The sequence below is a fragment of the Exiguobacterium sp. SL-9 genome (assembly GCF_004336985.1).
Lineage (GTDB): Bacteria > Bacillota > Bacilli > Exiguobacteriales > Exiguobacteriaceae > Exiguobacterium.
The window spans coordinates 1-20528 of the sequence record NZ_SJUO01000002.1 but is presented as its reverse complement, the minus strand read 5'-3'; the positions used below and the strand labels follow the sequence as shown (position 1 = coordinate 20528).

Genomic DNA, 20528 nt, shown 5'->3' with positions numbered 1-20528 from the left:
CGCAAAAAAAACCTGTCCGAGGACAGGGTCTTAACGTCTGGCGATATGGTCAATGTTCTCTTGAATCTCTCCGACTTTGCTCTTCGCTTCACGAAGCCGTTGTTCAAACGCCTCAGTGTCACGTTTTTCACGTTGCGGCTCGTCTTTCCCGCGACGCTGTCCTTTCGGGGAGCGATGGATATGGGTCGCTTTCATCAAGCGCTTTTTAAACGTTGAATCGCTCATCAGGACACCCCCTTCCATACTATACACGTTCCACCTCTCCATTCCGATGAAACGTTTGAACGTTCATGAGGCGAGGGTTCTGCGCATTTGCGGGTTCGTCGAGACTTTATAGGCGATGGCCGCGGCTAGGACCGCTTTAATCAGGTCGCCGAGGATGAATGGGATATTCACTTTTAATGCATCAATGAACGACATAGCGAACACGGCTTGGAGGCCGAGACTGCCGACCACATAGACGAAGCCGAGGCCGATCAGGATGTTATAAGCGACGAGAGCGGGGAACGAACGATGGCGTTCCGACAACCAACCGATCAAAAAGGCAGCGATCGGGAAGGCGATCAAGTAACCAACCGTCGGACCGACGAACGGGGCGAGCCCGCCCGAACCACTTAAGACGGGTAGACCGATCAAACCGAGCAGTAAGTAAACGACGACGGCGAGCCCACCTTTTTTGGCTCCGAGGACGGAAGCGACCGTCATGATGCCGAGCATTTGCAGGGTGATCGGAACGGGACCGATCGGGATGGCGATGGAGCCGATGCTTGCGAGTAGGGCGGCACCGATGGCGATTTGTGTTAAATCGTGAATTTTCATTATGTAAACCCCTTTTCTGTTAACGTTAACTGATAATAGGTTAACATCATTAATTCTATATGACAAGCAAAAATGAGGACCTGGTCGTAAAAAGACCGGGTCCTCATCGTTTATGCATGCGTCGGCAGGTTCTTTTTTGCTTCCTTCAGTTGGGTACGGACCGCATCAAAGCCTGTCCCACCATAACTGTTGCGACGTTTGACCGCCGTCATCGGCGAGAGTGCTTCGTACACATCCGCTTCAATCAACTCAGAGTGGGTTTGGTACATCTCGATCGGTAATTCTAATAAATACAGACGTTGGTCGATACAATACCGGACGAGCGTCCCTGTCACTTCATGTGCCTCACGGAACGGCATCCCTTTCGCTGTCAAATAGTCGGCGAGTTCGGTGGCGTTCGAGAAATCACGCTCGGTTGCTTGCTTCATCGTATCCGTATGGAACGTTATGTCTTGAATCATACCGGCCATGATGCTGAGGCTACCCTGTACCGTTTTGACGGTATCGAACATCCCTTCCTTGTCTTCTTGCAAATCTTTGTTATAAGCGAGTGGGAGTCCTTTCATAATCGTCAAAAGCCCCATCAGATTGCCGACGACGCGTCCGGACTTTCCGCGGACGAGTTCGGCCATGTCTGGGTTTTTCTTCTGTGGCATCATGCTCGAACCGGTCGAGAACACGTCGGAAATCGTGATAAAACGATACTCTTCGCTACTCCACAGAATTAACTCCTCACAGAAACGAGACAAATGCATCATGAGCAGCGATGCGTTCGACAAAAACTCTAGGATGAAATCACGGTCGCTGACGGCGTCCAAGCTGTTCGGATAGACTTGGTCGAAGCCGAGCAGCTCGGCCGAACGGTGGCGGTCGATCGGGAACGTCGTCCCGGCGAGGGCACCCGCTCCGAGTGGGCTCATATCGATGCGCTTCAAGCTGTCACTGAAGCGCTCTTTGTCACGCTCGAGCATCCAGAAGTACGCGAGCAAGTGATGGGCGAGTGAGACCGGCTGGGCCCGTTGCAAGTGGGTATAGCCCGGCATGACCGACTCGACGTTTTGAGCGGCGTGGTCATAGAGTGCTTTCTGTACGGATTCGATTCCGTCAATCGTCTCGAGGACGCGGCGTTTCAAATACAGATGCATATCCGTCGCGACTTGGTCGTTCCGGCTGCGGGCCGTATGCATCTTGCCAGCGACCGGTCCGATTTCTTCATGCAGGAGCGCCTCGAGGTTCATATGGATGTCTTCATGGAAGACGTTGAACGTCAAGTCGTCCGCTTTCGCCTTATTGGCTAGCGTGTTCAAGCCGGCAACGATTTGCGTGACTTCGTCAGCCGTCAAAATGTGTTGCTCCCCGAGCATCGTCACGTGGGCGATGCTCCCTTCGATATCTTCTAACACGAGCTGGGCGTCGAAATGAATCGAGGCGCCGAACTCGTCGACCCATTCACTTGCCGTCTGTTCGAACCGGCCGCCCCATAGTTTACTCATGCACCATCGTTCCTTTCTCCGCGAGCACTTCCGCTTGAACTTTTGTCGGTAGACCCCAAAGTTTGATGAAACCGACGGCTGCTTGTTGGTCGAACGTGTCAGCTGACGTGTACGTCGCGAGGTGTTCGTCATAGAGCGAGATCGGCGATTTCCGTCCGTCGACGATGGCTTGCCCTTTGAACAGTTTCATCCGGACCGTACCGGTCACCGTCTGTTGCGTCTCATCGATGAAGGCGAGGAGTGCTTTCGTCAATGGTGAGTACCAGAGGCCGTTATAGATCGTCTCTGTCAACTTCTGTTCGACGATCGGTTTGAAATGGGCGACTTCACGGACGAGGGTGAGCGCCTCGAGCGCTTGGTGTGCCGTGATAAGTGTCATCGCGCCAGGTGCTTCATATACTTCCCGTGATTTGATGCCGACGACCCGGTTCTCGATATGGTCGATTTTCCCGATGCCATGGGCACCGGCGACGATGTTAAGTTGCTCGAGGATTGCTGTGAATGTCGCTGCTTGTCCGTTGATGGCGACCGGGATCCCGGCGTTGAATTCAATTTCGACATACGTCGGTTCATTCGGTGTGTCTTCGAGCTGTGCCGTCAATTCATAGGCGCTCGCTGGTGGAGCGGCCCAAGGATCCTCAAGGATGCCGCATTCGACGGCACGCCCCCAAATGTTTTGGTCGATCGAGAACGGCTCTTCTTGCACGATCGGGATTGGGATGCCATGTTCGGCCGCATAGGCGATTTCTTCTTCCCGTGACCATTTCCATTCCCGGACCGGTGCGATGATTTCAAGCGACGGGTCGAGCGCGTGAATTGACACTTCGAACCGGACTTGGTCATTCCCTTTCCCTGTGCATCCGTGGGCGACGGCGACAGCGCCTTCTGCTTGTGCGACCTCGACTAGCTTCTTCGAGATGAGCGGGCGCGATAAAGCAGAGACGAGTGGATATACGCCTTCATACATCGTATGCGCCTGCATCGAATACCGGGCAAAATCGTTGACGAACTCATCGACCGCATCGATAACGACCGATTTGACGGCCCCGACTTTGAGCGCTTTCTGTTGAATGCGCTCTAGGTCTTTCCCTTCACCGACGTTTAAACAGCAGGCGATGACATCATATCCTTGTTCATCCAACCATTTAATTGCGACCGATGTGTCAAGACCACCTGAATAAGCTAATACGAGTTTTTGTTTCATTTCCTTACACCCCTTATACATAATTATTCATCTGTATTTATAAATATACGACTTACTTTAACGTATGATTCGCAGTAAAGCAACCTTTTTAACGAAAAAAAAGAATCACTTGTGAAAGTGATCCTTCATTGGACGATTTCGAGCTCGGGCATCCACTGTGTCATATGTTGGCTCGTGGCCTCGAACAGCTCCGGCTTGGCGGTTTGTAACGGGACGACCTCAAACGGACCGTTGGCACTCGATCGGCGAGTGAACGTCGGATAGAACATCGGGTTGGCGAGTTCGAACGTCGTCTCATCCGCATCGACCGTCTTGACGACATCGATGCCGACGATGCCGCCCGTATTCCGGTCGTCCCCTTGTTGACCGGATAGGAAGTTGCCGAGCGAGTACGCGACGAACGTCCGGTTGCCCTCGGCGCCATCTATCCAAGCGAGCGGTTGGAGGACGTGAGGATGGTGGCCGATGATCAGGTCGACTCCGAGGTCAGACAATTGTTGGACGAGCGTCTGTTGCGCTTCGTTCGGAACCGTCTCGTACTCGTTCCCGAAATGAAGCGATACGACCGTGATATCGGCCGCTTGCTCAGCCGCTTCGATGTCAGGGGTCATCGCTTCGAGGTCAATATAATTGACGTGATACGGTTGTTTCGGAACGACACCGTTCGTCCCATACGTATAGGCGAGAAACGCGAATGAGATATCGTTCTTCGTTAACGTCCGAATTTCAGCCTTGTCCGCTTCGGATAGGAACGAACCCGTGTACGGCATGCCAATCTCGTTCCAGTGGGCAATCGAATTCTCGATGGCCGTGATGCCCCGGTCGAGCGTATGGTTGTTTGCCGTCGTCACCAAGTCGACGCCTGCAGCTTGGAGCGCATCACCGACCTCATATGGACTGTTGAAGGCCGGGTAACTCGACAACCCGATCTCACTTCCGCCGATCATGCTTTCTTGATTGGCGATAGCGATATCGGCCTCGGTCAAAATCGGAGCGATTGGTTCGAAGGCGGTGGTGAAATCATAGCCCTCTCCGCGCTTGGCGGCATTATACACGCTGTCGTGTAACAAGATATCGCCAATCGCATAGAGCGACGTCGTCGTCACGACTGGTTCTGGCTCTTCTGGAACAGGTGCCGGCTCCTCCGCCTCGGTCTCTGGTGCCGGGGTTTCGGTTTGCTTCGTAGACGACGTCTCGACGTCAGGGGTCGTACAGCCGAACAAGAAGAGGAGGGGCAAGGTCAACATGACTTGTTTATATGGGATTACTCGTTTCAATGGACGAGTCACTTCCTTTCATGTGGTTCAAACTGGCTCAAGCGGTCCTACACAATCCATTCGCCATGAAAGTAGAATCTCCTTGTCAGGGCACAAGAAAAAAGTGCCAGGCTATAGTAGCATGGCACTCTGATTGTTAAATGCGTTCTGTCTTCAAGATGTGTTCCATTTCTTCGAACTCGTTCGTGATCCTCGAGCTCGGTGGTGGTGTCATCAAACTGACGACATAAATGGCGAGGCTCGACAAGAAGAACGCTGGAATCATCTCGTATAGCTCACCGACGGTCCCGAACCAGTCGGCGGCAAAGTTTTTCCAGACGATGACGATAAATGCCCCGACAAGCATACCAGCGAGCGCCCCTTGACGCGTCGTCCGTTTCCAGAACAGGCTGAACAAGATGAGTGGCCCGAACGACGAGCCGAAGCCGGCCCAGGCGTAACCGACCAAGTTCAAGATGGTATCGTCCGCCCCGAACGCGAGCCAGATCGAGATTAACGAGACGAGGATGACGGTAATCCGGCCGACCATGACGAGCTCACGGTCGCCGGCATCTTTCCGGAAAAACTTCTGATAGAAGTCTGTCGTCGCGGCACTCGATGAGACGAGGAGCTGTGACGAGATGGTCGACATGATCGCCGCGAGCAACGCCGCGAGCAAGACGCCGGTGATGAGGTCGACGAATAATAAATCCGAGAGATTGATAAAAATGTTTTCAGGATTATCAATCTCAAGACCGCGTTGCGTATAATAGGCGAGACCGAACAGGCCTGTCGTCATCGCGCCGACGACGGTGAACAGCATCCATGAGATGCCGATGCGTCGTGCTTTCTTGATATCCTGTAACTTTTCGATGGCCATAAAGCGGACGATGATGTGCGGTTGCCCGAAATAACCGAGACCCCAAGCGAACAAGGACACGATGCCGATAAGCGACTGTCCTGTCAATGGATCAAGGAGCGCCTCATCGATATCACCAATCGTTTGGAACGCAGCGCTCACCCCGTCGGTTGCCGTGATGGCGATAGCCGGGACGAGGATGAGGGCGAACAACATGATGAGTCCTTGGACGAAGTCGGTCCAACTGACGGCCAAGAAGCCGCCGATGAACGTATAAATAATAATGATAGAAGCCAAAATCAAGACGCCCGTCCCGAACTCGATCCCGAAGACGGCGTTGAATAACCGACCGCCGGCCACGAACCCGCTCGTGGCATAGAGTGTGAAGAATACGAGCGTCACGGCTGCGGAGAACGTCCGCAACGTACCGCGTGAATCTTTAAAACGTTTCTCAAAAAAGTCTGGTATCGTGATAGCATCTTCGGATAAATACGAGTACGTCCGAAGCCGCGGTGCGACGAGCAACCAGTTCAAGTACGCACCGATCGTCAACCCGATGACGATCCAACCACTCGACAGACCGGTTGCGAACATCGCACCCGGTAGACCCATCAACAGCCATCCACTCATGTCGGAAGCACCTGCCGACAAGGCGGCGACGGCCGGACCAAGACCTCGTCCTCCAAGCATATAGTCGCCGATGCTCTCCGTCCGCCGATAGGCGATGACGCCGAGTAATACCATGAGCGCCATGTAAACGGTGATGGATATCAATATCCCGTTCATAAAAATCCCCCTCATTCATAATGAAAACGCTCTCTTTGTTTATGGAATACACCATGACGAAATTTTGCCACAAAACTGAAACAAGTGCACGATTTTTATTGAACGATTGACCAAATAATCAAATTATTTAGCGAAGCACGAAGCAAGATGATCATTGACAAGGCCCGTCGCCTGTAGATGAGCATAAACGGTCGTCGGCCCTAAAAATTTGAATCCACGTCGTTTCAACTCCTTGCTGATCTGATGCGACAGTTCGGTCGCTGCCGGAACTTCATCAACCGAGGTCCAGCTAGAATTGATTGTCTCACCGTCGACGAACGACCAAATATAGGCATCGAACGTCCCGAATTCTTGTTGTATCTCGATGAAACGCTTGGCATTATTGATTGACGCTTCAATTTTGCGGCGGTTCCGGACGATACCGGGATTGTTCAGCAACCGTTCCATATCCGTTTCGTCGAACAAGGCGACCGCTGCGACGTCGAAGTCGGCATAGGCGTCCCGGTAATTGTCGCGCTTTCGTAAAATAGTGATCCAACTGAGGCCAGCCTGGGCACTTTCAAGGGTCAAACATTCAAAGTGCTTTTGATCGTCATGGACGGCTTTGCCCCATTCCTCATCGTGATAACGAACGTACAACGGGTCGGTGCCGCACCACGGGCAACGTGTCGGTTCTGTCATGATTGTTCCCTCGCTTTCATTCAAGTACTTCAGTTTAGCATGTCAGGACGGTTTTTGATGGGAGGTGACGGGTATAATAGGAGATATTGGAGGGTGAACGTTATGAGAGATTGGATGATCCAGGTCATTGAACAGTTCGGTTATTTCGGTATCGCGTTCATGATTTTTATTGAAAACGTGTTTCCGCCGATTCCATCAGAGGTCGTGCTCTTGTTCGGTGGATTCTTCGCCGTGCAGACCGATTTAAATGTTCCGCTCGTCATTTTCTCTGCGACTGCGGGCGCCATTTTAGGAGCCGTATTGTTATATGGAATCGGGTTATATGTAGATGTCGAACAAATCGAGAAATGGACAAAAAAATATGGGAAATGGATTCGACTCGATATTGCGGACGTGCGACGGGCGGATGCCTGGTTTGACAAATATGGGAGCTGGATGGTGTTCTTTGGCCGATTGATGCCGGTCGTCCGAAGCTTGATCTCGCTACCGGCCGGCATGTCGAACATGCCGTTCGTGAAGTTTTTACTGCTTAGTACGGCCGGGACGGTCATATGGAACACGATCCTGATTTATATCGGCATCCGTGTCGGCGAGAACTGGGAATCCATTTTAAGTTATTTAAATGTGTACTCGTATGTGATTTATGGATTACTGGCCGTCAGCCTTATCGTATTTCTTATTTGGCGCAAGAAACGGAAGAAAAAGCAGTCGGAACAAGCATCATCGTTTTGATGAACAAAGGAGGACCTTCGCGTGAAGGTCCTCCTTTGTGTTCTATCATTGATCCTCTTTATTTTTTGTCTCATCGGGAAGTACTTTCTCAAGTTTTTCCTCCGTCTTGTTAGCAAGAATCTCAGAGAAGCGGAACAAGACGATGCCGATGATGGCCGATACGAAAATATAGAGACCGACAAATAAATTGATTGCGCCGTTCGATAGGGCGGTGAACAAAATCGAGAACTCGCCGCGAGGGGCGAGTGAAAACCCGGCCTCGTTCGCTTGCACACGAGACAATCCATAAAGTCGCCCTCCGACACGCCCGACAATCCACTTCGATAATACACCCCAGACAATCAAGACGAAGAAGAGCGTATTGACGATGACACCTTGATCAAGATTGATTGAAATGCCGAATGAGATGAAAAAGATTGGTAAGAACAAGTCACGAACAGGTACCGTCAATCGCTTCAACGGCCGCACGTCATGGATACCTGCAAGCATGATTCCTGCGATAAACGCCCCGAGAATCTCGGACAGGCCGAACACCATGCCGATTCCCGCAAAGAATAAAATCAATCCAATCAAACCGATGCTCGCATCATCTTGTCGCAACAAATGTTTGACGAACCGCTGTCGGTTCAAAACGAAACGAGACCCGATAAAGAGGAGCACTCCGAAGACGAGGAACCCAGCAAACACTTTACCAATGTCAGAAAATGCGATTGGCTCGTCCTGGATGATGAACGGGGCGATGGTCAAGATGAGCGGGGCGAAAATGTCTTCGAAGATGAGGAGCGCCAGTACAAACTCTTTCACATCTTCATGTTTTTCCGAATGTCGCTCGAGAAGTTTCGCCGAAATAGACGAACTCGTCGCGTAAAGGACGGCACCGATCAAAAATGCTTGTGAGAAGTCGAGGCCAAACAACAGAGCGATCCCGATCGTGACTCCGAACGCGAGAAGGATATCTAAGACACCTGCTTTCCACACTTGCTTCATTCGCTTGGCGAGTTCGCTCAGTGGAAATTTTAAACCGAGTAGGAAAAATAACAAGATGATGCCGATTTCCCCGGCGATTTTGAAGACCTCATTTCCGTCCCAAAAGAAGCCGACCGCGACACCGACTGCAATGAAGGCAAGGATACTTGGAAAGAATAGCCGCTCGATGATCAAACTGAGCACCGAGATCACGGTGAGCGCCAACCCGAGCAGTACGATTACATTGAATATGTCCATATGTCACCCCCAAAAGAAGCAAAGCAATGCTTCAGCATCAGTTTTCACTCCATTGGTATTCCATTCCGACCGATTCGGGACGAGAATAGTCAAATCCGAACTGGCGGTACAGACCGTCTGCCGGAATGTCGGCGATTAAACTAATGATTGAAGTTTCATCTGCTTCTTGCAAAATCCAATCCATCAACTGCTCCATGATCAATTTACCAAGTCCGAGACCTTGACATTCAGGGTCGACGACGATGTCGACGAGATGAAACACCATGCCGCCGTCTCCTACGACGCGTCCCATGCCGACCATCGTCTCGTCTTTATATAAGCAAACACCATACAGCGTGTTCGCAAGTCCTTTTACCGTTCCAGAATCAGAACGCTTCGGCATACCTGCTTTGACACGTAAACGTTGATGCTCCTCCGGTGTCGGTGTTTCAACCCGTACATCTACTTCATTCACCATATCGCTACTCCCTCTCTGTCCATAAGTTAAAATTATTTTCCCGCTATATTGAATCAGTAAACCTTGATTTCCACTTCGGGTTATTCAGATAATGAAGACATGATATGCAGAAAAGGACGTGTCCCTATGATAGAAGGTCAGACGATTTTACCCGCTCTTCGTGACATGCGAGACCTCGAAACGTTTGTGAAAGGACCGTTCGACGTCGGTGTGCTACTCGAAGTACATGTCGCCCGGCTCGATGCCGTGTTTCAGTTGCTGGCGACCCATGACAAAAAAGTATTCGTCCATCTTGATTTGATTCAAGGACTTAAGGCTGATGAATATGCGACCGAATATATTTGTCAGACGTATCGTCCGTATGGAATCATCTCGACGAAAGGCAGTGTCATCTTAAAGGCGAAACAAAAGCAAGTCAAAACGGTCCAACGTTTGTTTTTGATCGATTCGAGCTCGCTCGATAAAAGTTATCGCCTGATTAAACGTACGCAGCCGGATTACATCGAAGTGTTGCCTGGCCTTGTTCCGAAATATATCCGATCGGTTAAGGATGCGACGGATATTCCCGTTTTTGCGGGTGGGTTGATCTCGTCGCCTGAAGAAGTCGAGGCTGCCCTTGAGGCCGGGGCGACGGTCGTGACGACGTCGGATCAATCTCTGTGGACGAACAACTAGGACTTGTTTCCACGCAATCAGGGTATTTTATTTTCCAGGAGGGATGAACATGACAAAAACGATGATTATCACCGGGGTCAGCCAAGGAATCGGGCTGGAACTGGCGCGTCATTTTAGCACGACATACCGTGTCGTCGGACTCGATATCGGGCAAGACCCGCAACTTGAAGGAGTGACGTTCCACCGGATGGACCTAGGGGATCATCAAGATGTGACCCGTGTGTTCAAACAGATTCAGCAAGAAGTCGGTACCGCCCATGTGCTCATCAATAACGGCGGTGTATCATCGCTCGTCAAACCGATGGCAGAGCTCGACATCGAGACGTTTAAACAAGTGATCGATGTCAACCTCGTCGGGACGTTCGCTTGCTCGAAATCTTTCTTGACGTTGAACGAAGGGGCAGACTTTGGTCGCATCATCAATATGGCCTCAACGCGTGCTCTCCAGAACGAGGCCGATTGGGAAGCGTATGGCGCATCAAAAGGAGGCATCGTTTCGCTGACCCAGTCGATGGCGGTTTCCTTGGCCAACCGACCGATCACGGTAAATGCGGTCAGTCCTGGCTGGATCCACACCTCAGATGAACCGCTCCGTGACATTGACCACGCGCAGCATCCATCAGGGCGGGTCGGCACGCCGGACGACATTATTCGGGCCGTCGATTATTTGATCGATGAACGAAACGATTTCGTCAACGGACAAAACCTCGTCGTCGACGGAGGGATGACGAAAAAAATGATTTACGAACCTTAACTCACAAAACTAGGACCATTACCCTATATTTTAATGAGGGATATGCGTGTAAAGACCTAGTGGCGGGTATAGAATGGGGAGTACATTGAAACTTGTGAAGGAGGAAGCGTCGTGCAGCAAATCATCGAACAGGCTCTCCGTTTCGCAGCCGTTCGTCATGACGGACAGTTTCGAAAAGGAACGAACATTCCTTATGTGACCCATCCTGTCGGCGTCTCGATGTTGCTCGTCGAAGATCGTCAACCCGTCCCGGTCATCGTGGCCGGTCTACTCCATGACTTGCTTGAGGATACGTTGACCACGTCAGAGGAATTGACGGAGCGTTTCGGAAGCGAAGTGACTCGTTTAGTCCTGGCCGTTTCCGAGCCGGAGAAACATCATTCTTGGGAAGAACGCAAACGGATGACGATTCAACGTGTGTCGACACTCCAATATGATGAAGTGGCCCTCCTTGTCGCAGACAAGCTACATAATCTGCGCTCGATTCGATTCGACGTCGAGTCTGCCGGCAAACAAGTATGGGATCGGTTCAATCGACCGCTCCGTGACCAGTCCTGGTATTATCACGAATTGCTCCATGCGTTTCAGCCGTTCGCTCAGACGACGACACTCATTGAAGCGTTCGAGACAGAATTGAACCTGCTGTTTTATGGTGTCGAAGAAGAACGGAGCGAAAAGTTAGAAAAACTGTTCGGGGTGATCAAATACGGATTTCACGAAGAGGAGTGGTTTCAAGAGACATCAACGCTTTGTCAAACTGCCTATGAACTGAACGAGACGATGCGCGAAGGATATCGTCACGGGTTCATGGTCAATCAACCGGAGCTAGACGCCTTGTCGGCTCAGTTGAGAGAAGCAGGTATGTGGGAACGCTTGCCGCTTCCGACACTTCAAGCGATCGATGAATTATCGTATCGCATGGCATTGAAATCGGACGAACTTGTCGCGTGGCTCGAGTGAAATGATTGTCATGTGACCTTAAACGTGATATATTCGTCGTGAACATAAGAGGGGGAGTAGCGACCACGACCGTGGTCGGTGGGTCGTCATTACGGTGCAATGCACTCGGTCCACCGAGCTTCTTACCAAGTCCGCAAGACCTTTTTATGGATGCTTTTTTCGCGTCCATAAAAAGGTCTTTTTGAATTCACGAAAAGGGGAGATCTATTAAAATGGTATTTATTTATTTTATCTTGGCTGCCGCCATCACTGTGTATGCTGCCATCAAACTCTCGACGTATGCCGACGTCATCAGTGAGAAGTCGACGATGAGCGGCATGCTCGTCGGTACCGTGTTGCTGGCCGGAGCAACGTCACTTCCAGAAGTGACGACGAGCGTCTCGGCCGTCATGATCAACAACCCGGATATCGCCATCGGGAACATGCTCGGATCGAACTTGTTCAATATCTTCATTTTGGCGATGTTCGACTTGTATTACCGTCAGAAACGCCTGTTTAATGAAGCGAGTCGCGATCACCTCTATACGGCGAGTCTCGGTTTGATGTTGACGCTCGTGACGATGCTCGCACTCGTCATCCGTATCGACTTCACGATTCTTGGGATCGGGATTGATGCCTTATTGATTGCAGGGTTGTACGCGATTGGGATTTACTATATCGGACAACGTCCAAAAGAACTTTCGACAGAACGGGAAGTCGAGCAAGAGGTCGGTGTCAGCGTCACCGACTCAATTCCAATTAAGCGCGCGGTCATAGGCTTCATCATCGCCGCGCTCGTCATCATGGCTGCCGGAACGGCGCTTTCAGTGTTAGGTGACCAAATCGCCGTCGTGACCGGACTCGGTTCGAGCTTTGTCGGCAGCTTTTTGATCGCGGCCTCGACGTCGCTCCCAGAAGCGGTCGCCGTTTTCGTCGCCTTGAAGCTTGGTAACGTCAACTTGGCGTTCGGTTCGATTTTAGGGAGTAACATCTTCAATATGCTCATCATCGCGCTGTCGGATGTCTTCTACCGAGGCGGCTCGATTCTAGCAGATGTGTCAACGTCCCACTTGGTGACGGCGATTGGAATCACGATTTTGTCGATCTTGGTCATGTACAGCGTCCTGCGCAAAGATGTCACGTCGAAGTTCCGCTACGTCTTACCGTCCGTGCTCGTCATCCTTGTCTATTTCGCATCGTCTTATTTCATTTTCATCGGTTAATCACTCACACGGTGTCCTCGGACATCGTGTTTTTTGTTTGAAGCGGTTCGAGGAATCACTTTTCATCGTCTTGGGTATAGAAGGAGGGAAGGAGGGGTGGCGATGCAAATGCATTCTCTGAAACGGCTAGATGAGTACATTGTGTTAATTCCAGCATATAACCCGGATCAAGCGCTCGTCACACTTGTCCGTGAGCTAAAAGAGACGGGATTTGTCTATGTCATCGTCGTGAACGATGGAAGTGTCGAGACGTCCCGGCACGTGTTCGATGAGGTCGGGAAGTGGGTGACGACTGTCCTCGTCCATGAACGGAATCAAGGCAAGGGAGCGGCGTTGAAAACTGGGATTCGACATGTCGTTCAGCATTTTCCGAAATCGACCGGTGTCATCACGGTCGACGCGGATGGGCAACATCTCCCGGCAGACGTATTAAAACTTTATGAAGAAGGCGTACGTTGGCCCCATCATTTAATTATGGGCTGCCGTGACTTTTCCGGGTCTGATATCCCGTTCCGGAGCCGATTCGGGAATCAGATGACGCGTGGTGTTATGCTGCTCGGAAGCGGTCTCCGTCTAAAGGACACGCAGACCGGTCTTCGGGCGATTCCCCTTCGCTATGCGGAACAATTGCTCGATGTGCCAGGGAACCGTTACGAGTTCGAAATGAACATGTTGACGTTCACGAAACGACTGCAAGTCCCAATCCATCAGACTCCGATTCAAACCGTCTATGTGGCAGAAAACGCCTCGTCCCATTTCCGCCCGGTGATTGACTCGATTCTAATCTATCGCATGTTTTTGGCCTATTCCTTATCTTCGATCGCGTCATTCGTGTTGGACGTCGGCGTATATGCCTTGTTCGTCTACTTGTTGAATCCATGGTTCGAGACGACGCACGTCTTGATCGCGACGGTCGTGGCACGTATCCTGTCATCGTTGTTCAATTATTTCGTCAACCGAAAAATCGTATTCCATTCGAAGGCGAAGCGGGCGATGCCCAAATATTTCGGGCTCGTCGGATTGCAGATGGCGCTGTCGGCTGGTCTCGTCTATGCGTTGTTCTATGTCATCCGCGACGGGGAGGTATGGATCAAAGTGGTGGTCGACAGCTTCTTGTTCGTCGTCAGCTATTATGTCCAAAAAAAATGGGTTTTTAAACGGTAACAGGCCAAGACGTGTGTCTTGGCCTGTCTGGCATGCATATCGTTCAATAAGCGAGTTTTCCGAGCTTGACCGATGTGTACCGGTGCAGTTCACGCGGATCATGAATCCCGGTCTTCTGCATCATGTCGCGCATGAGCAGGGCACAGACACGGGCATCTTCAGCCGCATCATGATGGATGAACGGGACGTTCAAATATTCCGCCATCGTGTTCAGCTTGTGATTCGGCAGACCTGGATACAGTTTTCTCGACAATTTGACAGTACAGCCGTACTCGATTGTCGGAAACGTATATAAATCATATTTGGCGATCGCTTTCTTGAAAGCGCCCATATCAAATGAGGCGTTGTGTGCCATGACGAGGTCGACATCCCGTAGCGTCGGATAGAGCTGTTCAAGCACCTCAGGTAACGCTGGGGCGTCCCAGACATCGCTCGGCCGGATGCCGTGGACCCGGATATTGCCGGTATCGAAGTCTTCCTCAGGATTGACGAACAGTTGGTTCGTTTCGATGATTTCACCGTCGACGAGCAAGCTCCAGCCGACAGAGCAAATGCTCCGGCTATCGCGGTTCGCTGTCTCGACGTCGATGGCAAGAATTGAATGTGACATAATCGTTCCCTTTCTTCATAAAACAAGTATAAAAAAAGTCTAACATATCGTTAGACTAAAAAGCGATTATGCGGCCACGAGGTTGCGACACGCCTCGGCACAGCGGAGACACGCTTCGGCACAACGTTGGCAATGGTCATGCAAGTGACGGCCGCATTCGACGGCGCACGTGTCGCACACTTGGGCGCAGAGGGCCGCAATCGGTTTGGTAAACGCCGAATCGGTCTCGAGTGCGTTCAAGGTGAGGGAGCAGATGTCGGAGCATTCTCGCGTCAGACGAATGCACTCTTTTACCATCAGCACATCTTCTTCTTGTAAACTTTTTGAAAAACAATGATTGCTCGTCCGCATACAGTCGATAATCGCTGAAATCGTCTCTTCAATTGAGTCCCGGTTCATGATAAGTCCCCCTTGATAAAATAATGTATCTTCAAATCATTACCCGATACCATATCGCTTAAACCGCGCCAAAACGACAAAAAAGTCACTTCACAAAAGTGAAGTGACCAAGTAATGGAGCATAGCGGGCTCGAACCGCTGACCTCCACGCTGCCAGCGTGGCGCTCTCCCAGCTGAGCTAATGCCCCGTTCGAAAATTATTATATCATTCTAGTAAAACATTTGGCAATGGGTATTTTTAAATTTGTTGAACAAAGTTTAATCAGCGCTGAACGTGGGAAAATCACAGATGATGTTATATTACGAAAGCAGGTGTCATCCATGGAAATGATTTTACTCGCACTCTTGCCTGCCTTGATGTGGGGGAGTATCCCGCTCATCGTATCGAAGGTCGGTGGAAAGCCGATTCAACAGTTGATCGGGACGACGATGGGAGCGATGGTGATGGCGGTCATCATCGCGCTCGTGTTCAATCCGGAGTTCACGACGCTCGCAATCGTGACCGGCTTCATCTCCGGGGCGTTCTGGGCGCTCGGTCAGTATTTACAATTCCAATCGTTCCAAATTTTAAGCGTATCGAAGGCGATGCCGATCAGCACCGGGATGCAGCTAGTCGGTACGTCGTTGTTCGGTGTCATCGTGCTCGGGGATTGGCAGACTTCGACCGAGTTATGGCTAGGGTTTTCTGCGCTCGTGTTGATTATCATCGGGGCGGCGCTGACGTCGTATCAGCAGAACAAAGACGGCGACAGCAGCGGTGCCTTGAAAAAAGGTTTGCTCGTCCTGCTCGTCTCGAGTATCGGGTATGTAACGTATGCCGTCCTGACGAACTATTTCGAAGTCGACGGCATCACGGCCATCTTGCCGCAATCGGTCGGGATGTTTATCGCGGCGCTCTTGTTCAGCCTGCGAGAGAAAGATGTGAAGAAGTTCGATCCGAAGACGTTCAAAAACATCTTGGCCGGTCTCGCCTGGGGGATTGGGAACTTCGGTTTGTTCGTGTCGAGCGGTGAGGTCGGAATCGCGACGTCGTTCGCCTTGTCCCAATTGAACGTCGTCGTGGCGACGCTCGGCGGAATCTATCTGTTGAAAGAAGAAAAGACGACGAAAGAACGGGTGCTCGTCTTCATGGGTATCGGGCTCATCGTCGTGGCCGGGTTTATGCTCGGGATTGCGAAGAGCTGAATGAATTCGTTAAAGATGGACCAGGTCGCTTGATGCGACTTGGTTCTTTTTTAGTCGAACCGGACTACGGCCTTTTATATATAATGATTGGAAAAGTGAGAAGTAAGGGGGGAGAGTTGGAGTATATTTATGCTATAAGTCATGGAGGAGATTAATTAATGGAAAAGAAACAGTATTTATTATTTCAAATACCAAATTAAGATAAAAAACACTTTTTCCAAAGATAATTATTCTTCTTCATTGTTATAATTAAGTCCTAGCTAATTTGTTGCATGACGGATACACTAGCATCTCGTTCCTCCTCTCGTTTCAAGCAACAAAAAAAGCCTTCCGATTGGAATGCTGCGTAAGTGTGCATTAGAATTTGATGTTCTGGTCGACCATCTCGGCGAGCGTAAACGCGCCCATGACGATGATCAGGCCGACGGCGCCCCCGACGAGCCAACCGACCGCCTTCGAGCGGCCACGATCCCCACCGAAGATGAAGTAAAAGCCCCCGATGGCGAAGGCGATGGCTGCGGCGATGACGGCGAGCCCCTGGAAGAACTGAAGCAAACTGAGCCCTGTCTCATTGAGTCCCATGTCGTTTCCTCCTTAGTCCTGGTGCGCCGGTGACTTGAAGCTGAGCTTCGCCTCGAGCGCCTCCATGATGAGTTCCTGGTTGTCTTGGATGACCTGTTGATGTTGCTCGTCGAGCCACTCCTCGTAATCCTTCCCACGGATGCGTAAGAGTTTCTCGGCGAAGCTTCGGTTCTGTTTCTGTTCCTTTGATGCCACAGTACACACTTCCTTCCCTTGATCTCGTGATGTGCAGCAGCACATCATTAAGGACAGTCGGGTTCGGTGCGGTGGGTTTCTAGCCGTTCCCCCACGAACTCTACTCCTCATGAATCTAAGGAGCTGTACAGGGTTTTTCGATGACCCGGAACGATGCGGTGACCTTGTGGCGAGTTTTAGGCGACTCTCGCCGAACCATCTGTGCGTAGATCCCGCCCACCCGGTCACTGGTGAGGGACACGCCGGTATGTGATTGGAGAAGACCATCCTTAAGGATGTGCTGCTGCGTCGATGTCGACTACTGGCGGACTCTTTTCCGCTTCTTGACATGGATGAGCTCGTCATCCGGGTTCTTGCGCTTGGCGAGCACGTGGGCGTCATAGACGACCGTTCGGATTCGATAGTAGAGTTGCGTCAGCTGGACCGCCTCGCCGCTCGCCTTTTCGATCCCGATGAAGCCGTGCAGTTCATAGGTCTTCCCATCGAACGTGCGGACCGAATCGGCCTGCGGCAGCTCCTTGAGGTCGAAACGGCGTCGCTCGAGCTTGGTGACGGAACGCTTCGCTCCGTATCCGAAGTCGATGGCGTCCCATGGGACCGTCGCGAGCGTATGTCCGAACGCGCGGGCCAGGTGATCAATATCGGCAATCGACGGCACCGAGCGATTCTGTTCGTACTGGCTAATAGCGGGTTGCGAGATCTCTCCGAATGTCTTCTCTGATAGTTCGACCTGTGACCAGCCCGAGAGCTGGCGGTTCTCCTTCAACCACTCCCCGAATCGATACATAAGCCTTCCCCTTTCTGTAAACCAGAGCGGCGACCAAACAGATGTTTCCTTTTGTTGGTTCCAATATAGCAGGTATAGGTAGAAAAATCATCAGTTTTCTGATATGTCAGATATTTTACAATTGACGATTTCTGTCGAGTCCGCTCTGTATAAGGGTTCATAGGCAACAGTAACTCAATATTTTTGGTTTTGTCGCACAACTGTAAAAAAATAACGCTTTAAGTATAGAAAATAATGACAAGTATTTTGATTTTAAGAGATTGTGGTAGGGTAGAGGAATAGAAGGTTTCGTAAAGAATAAGGATGAAGAGAGTACTACGATCGTGGGGTGAGCAAGTGGAATTGAACGAGGCAATCATCGAGCGGATGAAGGAGCTCGCGACGGAGCGAAACATGACGATTCATCAAGTCATTCAAAAAGGCGGCTTGAATCAGGCGACGATTTCAGAGTTAATGAATGGACGTACAAAGCATCCGAAGGTGAGTACGATTCAAAAGTTTTGTAAAGGTCTTGGAATTTCTCTAAATGATTTTTTTTCTTCATCGTATTTTAATTAGAGTATCTAAACTAAGGAGGACAAAAAATATGAAAGTACTAGAGGCTAATACTAAAGAATTAAAACACCTGCTATCTTTATCGTTTGGAACATTAAACATCCCCTATAATCAACGTCCATATGAATGGAAAGAAGAACAAGTATTAAGACTTTTTAATGATTTTTATTCAGTTTATTTGAATCAAAACGAGCAACATATCTTAAATTTTATCACACTGAAAATTGAAGAAGACGACGACGAAAAAAAAATATTCATATATGACGGTCAGCAACGAGTAGTTACGTCGTTACTCATAATAAGTGCTTTGATAAACAAATTAAACAAATTAGGTGGCGCTGCAATTTCATCTGCTGAAGGACTGACGCAAGAGTTTTTATACAAAAATGATTTATTTAATGGAGATAAAGTTGAGTATAAGGTTGTATTTGAAAAGGACACTGCAAATTATATGTTGCATAATTATATTTTTAAAAATTGTCCTATACCAGATTCTTTCGAGCTCAATGATTATGACAAAGCTTTAAAAGAAAATTTTGAATTTATTAATTCTTTGATTTCTGAAAAATTTAGTGAAAACCCTTCAAAAGAAGAGATTTTAGGATTTGTAAAAACAATAGTTAATAAAGTTCTAATTGTTATTATTGAAACATCATATGATACTATCGCAAAAGAAATGTTTGAGACATTAAATAGTACTGGTTTACAATTAGAAGATTTTTATGTCCTAAAGAATGCTCTAATTAGAAATCTTGATGAGAATAAAGTAAAACCTATTTGGGATTCAATTGAGTTAAACACAGATCGTCTTAATAAGAATAAGTTTTTACACTTGTATATAAATGCTGTAAATGGAAAAACCCCAGCAAAAGACTTATATTATAGGATTAAAAATGTGAAAAAATTTGATCAAAGTAAAGATAATGGTGATCTTTTTCTTCATGAACTTCGAGTAGCTTCTAGATTGTATTTAGAGATTGAACATCCTAATCAAAAATCTAACGGTACAAAGGAAGAGCTTAGTAATTACGTTAAGTATGTTAACTTTCTGTCTACACTTAACGCTAATCAGTATAAGCCAGTCATTATATCTCTAGGCCTCAAAAACTTTTCATTACATAATATCAATGAAGTATTAAAAAAAATCATCAGCTTACAATTAAGAAATATTTATGTCTGTGGGCATAATGCAAACACAATTGAACAGTTTTATCCACGCTTAGCAAGAGATATTTATAACGGGATGATAAATACAACGGATAGAATTTTACAACAAATTAGTGGGGAAACTGTAGATGATCGCGAATTGCATGATAATTTTACAGCAAAATTAATTTCAACAAGATCAGAAGAGTCTATTATTCGAGCTATCTTAAAAGCAATTTATAATGAAGATCATCCTGAAATCCAAATAAACAGCGTTTCAAAGGAAGTAAATTTAGAACATATTTTGCCTAAAAACCCTAGCGCTAATAGTCAATGGATAAAAGATTTCCCCGATCAAGATTCAAGAATCTCTTACGCAAAAAAAATTGGAAACTTGACGGTTTTATTTCATACATTAAACTCTTCATTAAAAAATAGCGATTTCACAAAAAAGAAAATTGAATATGAAAAGAGCACAATTCCAGAAAATCAATTAATTGCTACACGTACCACGTGGGATTCTAGAGCAATTGAACATAGGACAAAAGAATTGTATAAAAAGTTCATTTTAATATGGCCAAAATAAAAAACGTTTCCTTAAATGTCTATACAGATATTTAAGGAAACGTTTTGTTTTTAGATTAATATGTTACTAATTTATAGATTAATTAGTAACTGATTACGGCCATTGAAATGTACCAGTCTTGCAATCTTATTTACCAAAGAGTGACAAACAATTTACCGGGCGATGCCAAAGTCCCGGCCATCCTTCACATTTCCTCCCTATGATTAAGGTGCACACC

General features: G+C 48.8%; 23 protein-coding genes and 1 tRNA gene. 9 read left to right on the top strand and 15 right to left on the bottom strand.

Translation table 11 applies throughout. The annotated features are described in order from the left end of the window. Positions 1-30: 30 nt before the first annotated feature. The 7 genes from EVJ34_RS04580 to EVJ34_RS04550 all read right to left on the bottom strand — a co-directional run bounded on the left by EVJ34_RS04580 (position 31) and on the right by EVJ34_RS04550 (position 7098). The gene (locus EVJ34_RS04580) at positions 31-225 is read right to left on the bottom strand and encodes a hypothetical protein (protein ID WP_131435197.1); all 195 of its coding nucleotides are present in this window, start codon (positions 223-225) and stop codon (positions 31-33) included. A 63-nt stretch (positions 226-288) separates the two neighbouring features. After that, on the bottom strand, positions 289-819 hold the full coding sequence (locus EVJ34_RS04575; RefSeq protein WP_131484830.1) for a biotin transporter BioY: 531 nt from the start codon (positions 817-819) through the stop codon (positions 289-291). Between the two features lie 110 nt (positions 820-929). Beyond that, positions 930-2312, bottom strand: a complete 1383-nt coding sequence (gene argH / locus EVJ34_RS04570) for an argininosuccinate lyase (RefSeq protein WP_131484829.1) — start codon at positions 2310-2312, stop codon at positions 930-932. Further along, complete coding sequence (locus EVJ34_RS04565) at positions 2305-3516, bottom strand: argininosuccinate synthase (RefSeq protein WP_131435191.1); 1212 nt, start codon at positions 3514-3516, stop codon at positions 2305-2307. Before EVJ34_RS04565 ends, argH begins: the two co-directional genes overlap by 8 nt. Before the next feature lie 125 nt (positions 3517-3641). Continuing rightward, positions 3642-4793, bottom strand: coding sequence for a CapA family protein (locus EVJ34_RS04560; RefSeq protein WP_236636644.1), 1152 nt, complete (start codon positions 4791-4793; stop codon positions 3642-3644). A gap of 136 nt (positions 4794-4929) precedes the next feature. Next, positions 4930-6417, bottom strand: a complete 1488-nt coding sequence (gene putP / locus EVJ34_RS04555) for a sodium/proline symporter PutP (protein WP_131484828.1) — start codon at positions 6415-6417, stop codon at positions 4930-4932. A gap of 123 nt (positions 6418-6540) precedes the next feature. After that, positions 6541-7098 carry a DNA-3-methyladenine glycosylase I gene (locus EVJ34_RS04550; protein WP_131484827.1) on the bottom strand — a complete coding sequence of 186 codons (558 nt, stop codon included), beginning with the start codon at positions 7096-7098 and terminating at the stop codon, positions 6541-6543. Positions 7099-7200: 102 nt separating this feature from the next. Here EVJ34_RS04550 and EVJ34_RS04545 point away from each other — a divergent pair, with 102 nt between their 5' ends. Next, positions 7201-7830 (top strand): DedA family protein, encoded by a 630-nt coding sequence (locus EVJ34_RS04545; RefSeq protein ID WP_131484826.1) that lies wholly within the window; start codon positions 7201-7203, stop codon positions 7828-7830. 45 nt (positions 7831-7875) lie between these two features. Here the strand turns inward: EVJ34_RS04545 and EVJ34_RS04540 are convergent, their stop codons facing one another. Both EVJ34_RS04540 and EVJ34_RS04535 read right to left on the bottom strand, forming a co-directional pair. Continuing rightward, the gene (locus tag EVJ34_RS04540; protein ID WP_131435183.1) at positions 7876-9054 is read right to left on the bottom strand and encodes a cation:proton antiporter; all 1179 of its coding nucleotides are present in this window, start codon (positions 9052-9054) and stop codon (positions 7876-7878) included. Between the two features lie 37 nt (positions 9055-9091). Beyond that, the gene (locus EVJ34_RS04535; protein WP_131484825.1) at positions 9092-9511 is read right to left on the bottom strand and encodes a GNAT family N-acetyltransferase; all 420 of its coding nucleotides are present in this window, start codon (positions 9509-9511) and stop codon (positions 9092-9094) included. A gap of 126 nt (positions 9512-9637) precedes the next feature. Between EVJ34_RS04535 and EVJ34_RS04530 the strand changes: the two genes are divergently transcribed. The 5 genes from EVJ34_RS04530 to EVJ34_RS04510 all read left to right on the top strand — a co-directional run bounded on the left by EVJ34_RS04530 (position 9638) and on the right by EVJ34_RS04510 (position 14266). After that, positions 9638-10186 carry a glycerol-3-phosphate responsive antiterminator gene (locus EVJ34_RS04530; protein ID WP_131484824.1) on the top strand — a complete coding sequence of 183 codons (549 nt, stop codon included), beginning with the start codon at positions 9638-9640 and terminating at the stop codon, positions 10184-10186. Between the two features lie 49 nt (positions 10187-10235). Beyond that, a complete protein-coding gene (locus tag EVJ34_RS04525; protein ID WP_201739665.1) occupies positions 10236-10940 on the top strand; it encodes an SDR family NAD(P)-dependent oxidoreductase in 705 nt (234 codons plus the stop codon). A gap of 111 nt (positions 10941-11051) precedes the next feature. Next, entirely contained in the window at positions 11052-11900 is an 849-nt protein-coding gene (locus EVJ34_RS04520; protein WP_236634544.1) for an HD domain-containing protein, read from the top strand. A gap of 212 nt (positions 11901-12112) precedes the next feature. Further along, positions 12113-13102 (top strand): sodium:calcium antiporter, encoded by a 990-nt coding sequence (locus EVJ34_RS04515; protein WP_131484823.1) that lies wholly within the window; start codon positions 12113-12115, stop codon positions 13100-13102. A gap of 102 nt (positions 13103-13204) precedes the next feature. Then, positions 13205-14266, top strand: coding sequence for a bifunctional glycosyltransferase family 2/GtrA family protein (locus EVJ34_RS04510; RefSeq protein WP_131435172.1), 1062 nt, complete (start codon positions 13205-13207; stop codon positions 14264-14266). A gap of 43 nt (positions 14267-14309) precedes the next feature. Here the strand turns inward: EVJ34_RS04510 and EVJ34_RS04505 are convergent, their stop codons facing one another. The 3 genes from EVJ34_RS04505 to EVJ34_RS04495 form a co-directional block, all read right to left on the bottom strand. After that, complete coding sequence (locus EVJ34_RS04505; RefSeq protein WP_131484822.1) at positions 14310-14876, bottom strand: 3'-5' exonuclease; 567 nt, start codon at positions 14874-14876, stop codon at positions 14310-14312. Between the two features lie 66 nt (positions 14877-14942). Continuing rightward, complete coding sequence (locus tag EVJ34_RS04500; protein WP_131435167.1) at positions 14943-15275, bottom strand: four-helix bundle copper-binding protein; 333 nt, start codon at positions 15273-15275, stop codon at positions 14943-14945. Between the two features lie 115 nt (positions 15276-15390). Further along, positions 15391-15463, bottom strand: a tRNA-Ala gene (locus EVJ34_RS04495). A gap of 133 nt (positions 15464-15596) precedes the next feature. Here EVJ34_RS04495 and EVJ34_RS04490 point away from each other — a divergent pair. Next, a complete protein-coding gene (locus EVJ34_RS04490) occupies positions 15597-16460 on the top strand; it encodes a GRP family sugar transporter (RefSeq protein WP_131435165.1) in 864 nt (287 codons plus the stop codon). A gap of 357 nt (positions 16461-16817) precedes the next feature. Here EVJ34_RS04490 and EVJ34_RS04485 read toward each other — a convergent pair whose 3' ends face one another. The 3 genes from EVJ34_RS04485 to EVJ34_RS04475 all read right to left on the bottom strand — a co-directional run bounded on the left by EVJ34_RS04485 (position 16818) and on the right by EVJ34_RS04475 (position 18024). Next, the gene (locus EVJ34_RS04485) at positions 16818-17042 is read right to left on the bottom strand and encodes a hypothetical protein (protein ID WP_012390467.1); all 225 of its coding nucleotides are present in this window, start codon (positions 17040-17042) and stop codon (positions 16818-16820) included. A gap of 12 nt (positions 17043-17054) precedes the next feature. After that, on the bottom strand, positions 17055-17237 hold the full coding sequence (locus tag EVJ34_RS04480; RefSeq protein WP_051627825.1) for a hypothetical protein: 183 nt from the start codon (positions 17235-17237) through the stop codon (positions 17055-17057). Between the two features lie 298 nt (positions 17238-17535). After that, positions 17536-18024, bottom strand: coding sequence for a helix-turn-helix domain-containing protein (locus EVJ34_RS04475; protein WP_131484821.1), 489 nt, complete (start codon positions 18022-18024; stop codon positions 17536-17538). Positions 18025-18327: 303 nt separating this feature from the next. Between EVJ34_RS04475 and EVJ34_RS04470 the strand changes: the two genes are divergently transcribed. Then, positions 18328-18582, top strand: coding sequence for a helix-turn-helix domain-containing protein (locus EVJ34_RS04470; RefSeq protein ID WP_131484820.1), 255 nt, complete (start codon positions 18328-18330; stop codon positions 18580-18582). Between the two features lie 28 nt (positions 18583-18610). After that, entirely contained in the window at positions 18611-20311 is a 1701-nt protein-coding gene (locus EVJ34_RS04465; protein ID WP_131484819.1) for a DUF262 domain-containing protein, read from the top strand. The last annotated feature ends 217 nt before the right edge of the window (positions 20312-20528 follow it).

Excerpts from the sequence above, each read along its gene's own strand:
- EVJ34_RS04580 (WP_131435197.1), bottom strand. The coding sequence starts at position 225 with ATGAGCGATTCAACGTTTAAAAAGCGCTTGATGAAAGCGACCCATATC.
- EVJ34_RS04575 (WP_131484830.1), bottom strand. The coding sequence starts at position 819 with ATGAAAATTCACGATTTAACACAAATCGCCATCGGTGCCGCCCTACTC.
- argH (WP_131484829.1), bottom strand. The coding sequence starts at position 2,312 with ATGAGTAAACTATGGGGCGGCCGGTTCGAACAGACGGCAAGTGAATGG.
- EVJ34_RS04565 (WP_131435191.1), bottom strand. The coding sequence starts at position 3,516 with ATGAAACAAAAACTCGTATTAGCTTATTCAGGTGGTCTTGACACATCG.
- putP (WP_131484828.1), bottom strand. The coding sequence starts at position 6,417 with ATGAACGGGATATTGATATCCATCACCGTTTACATGGCGCTCATGGTA.
- EVJ34_RS04550 (WP_131484827.1), bottom strand. The coding sequence starts at position 7,098 with ATGACAGAACCGACACGTTGCCCGTGGTGCGGCACCGACCCGTTGTAC.
- EVJ34_RS04545 (WP_131484826.1), top strand. The coding sequence starts at position 7,201 with ATGAGAGATTGGATGATCCAGGTCATTGAACAGTTCGGTTATTTCGGT.
- EVJ34_RS04540 (WP_131435183.1), bottom strand. The coding sequence starts at position 9,054 with ATGGACATATTCAATGTAATCGTACTGCTCGGGTTGGCGCTCACCGTG.
- EVJ34_RS04535 (WP_131484825.1), bottom strand. The coding sequence starts at position 9,511 with ATGGTGAATGAAGTAGATGTACGGGTTGAAACACCGACACCGGAGGAG.
- EVJ34_RS04530 (WP_131484824.1), top strand. The coding sequence starts at position 9,638 with ATGATAGAAGGTCAGACGATTTTACCCGCTCTTCGTGACATGCGAGAC.
- EVJ34_RS04525 (WP_201739665.1), top strand. The coding sequence starts at position 10,236 with ATGACAAAAACGATGATTATCACCGGGGTCAGCCAAGGAATCGGGCTG.
- EVJ34_RS04515 (WP_131484823.1), top strand. The coding sequence starts at position 12,113 with ATGGTATTTATTTATTTTATCTTGGCTGCCGCCATCACTGTGTATGCT.
- EVJ34_RS04510 (WP_131435172.1), top strand. The coding sequence starts at position 13,205 with ATGCAAATGCATTCTCTGAAACGGCTAGATGAGTACATTGTGTTAATT.
- EVJ34_RS04505 (WP_131484822.1), bottom strand. The coding sequence starts at position 14,876 with ATGTCACATTCAATTCTTGCCATCGACGTCGAGACAGCGAACCGCGAT.
- EVJ34_RS04500 (WP_131435167.1), bottom strand. The coding sequence starts at position 15,275 with ATGAACCGGGACTCAATTGAAGAGACGATTTCAGCGATTATCGACTGT.
- EVJ34_RS04490 (WP_131435165.1), top strand. The coding sequence starts at position 15,597 with ATGGAAATGATTTTACTCGCACTCTTGCCTGCCTTGATGTGGGGGAGT.
- EVJ34_RS04485 (WP_012390467.1), bottom strand. The coding sequence starts at position 17,042 with ATGGGACTCAATGAGACAGGGCTCAGTTTGCTTCAGTTCTTCCAGGGG.
- EVJ34_RS04475 (WP_131484821.1), bottom strand. The coding sequence starts at position 18,024 with ATGTATCGATTCGGGGAGTGGTTGAAGGAGAACCGCCAGCTCTCGGGC.
- EVJ34_RS04470 (WP_131484820.1), top strand. The coding sequence starts at position 18,328 with ATGAAGAGAGTACTACGATCGTGGGGTGAGCAAGTGGAATTGAACGAG.
- EVJ34_RS04465 (WP_131484819.1), top strand. The coding sequence starts at position 18,611 with ATGAAAGTACTAGAGGCTAATACTAAAGAATTAAAACACCTGCTATCT.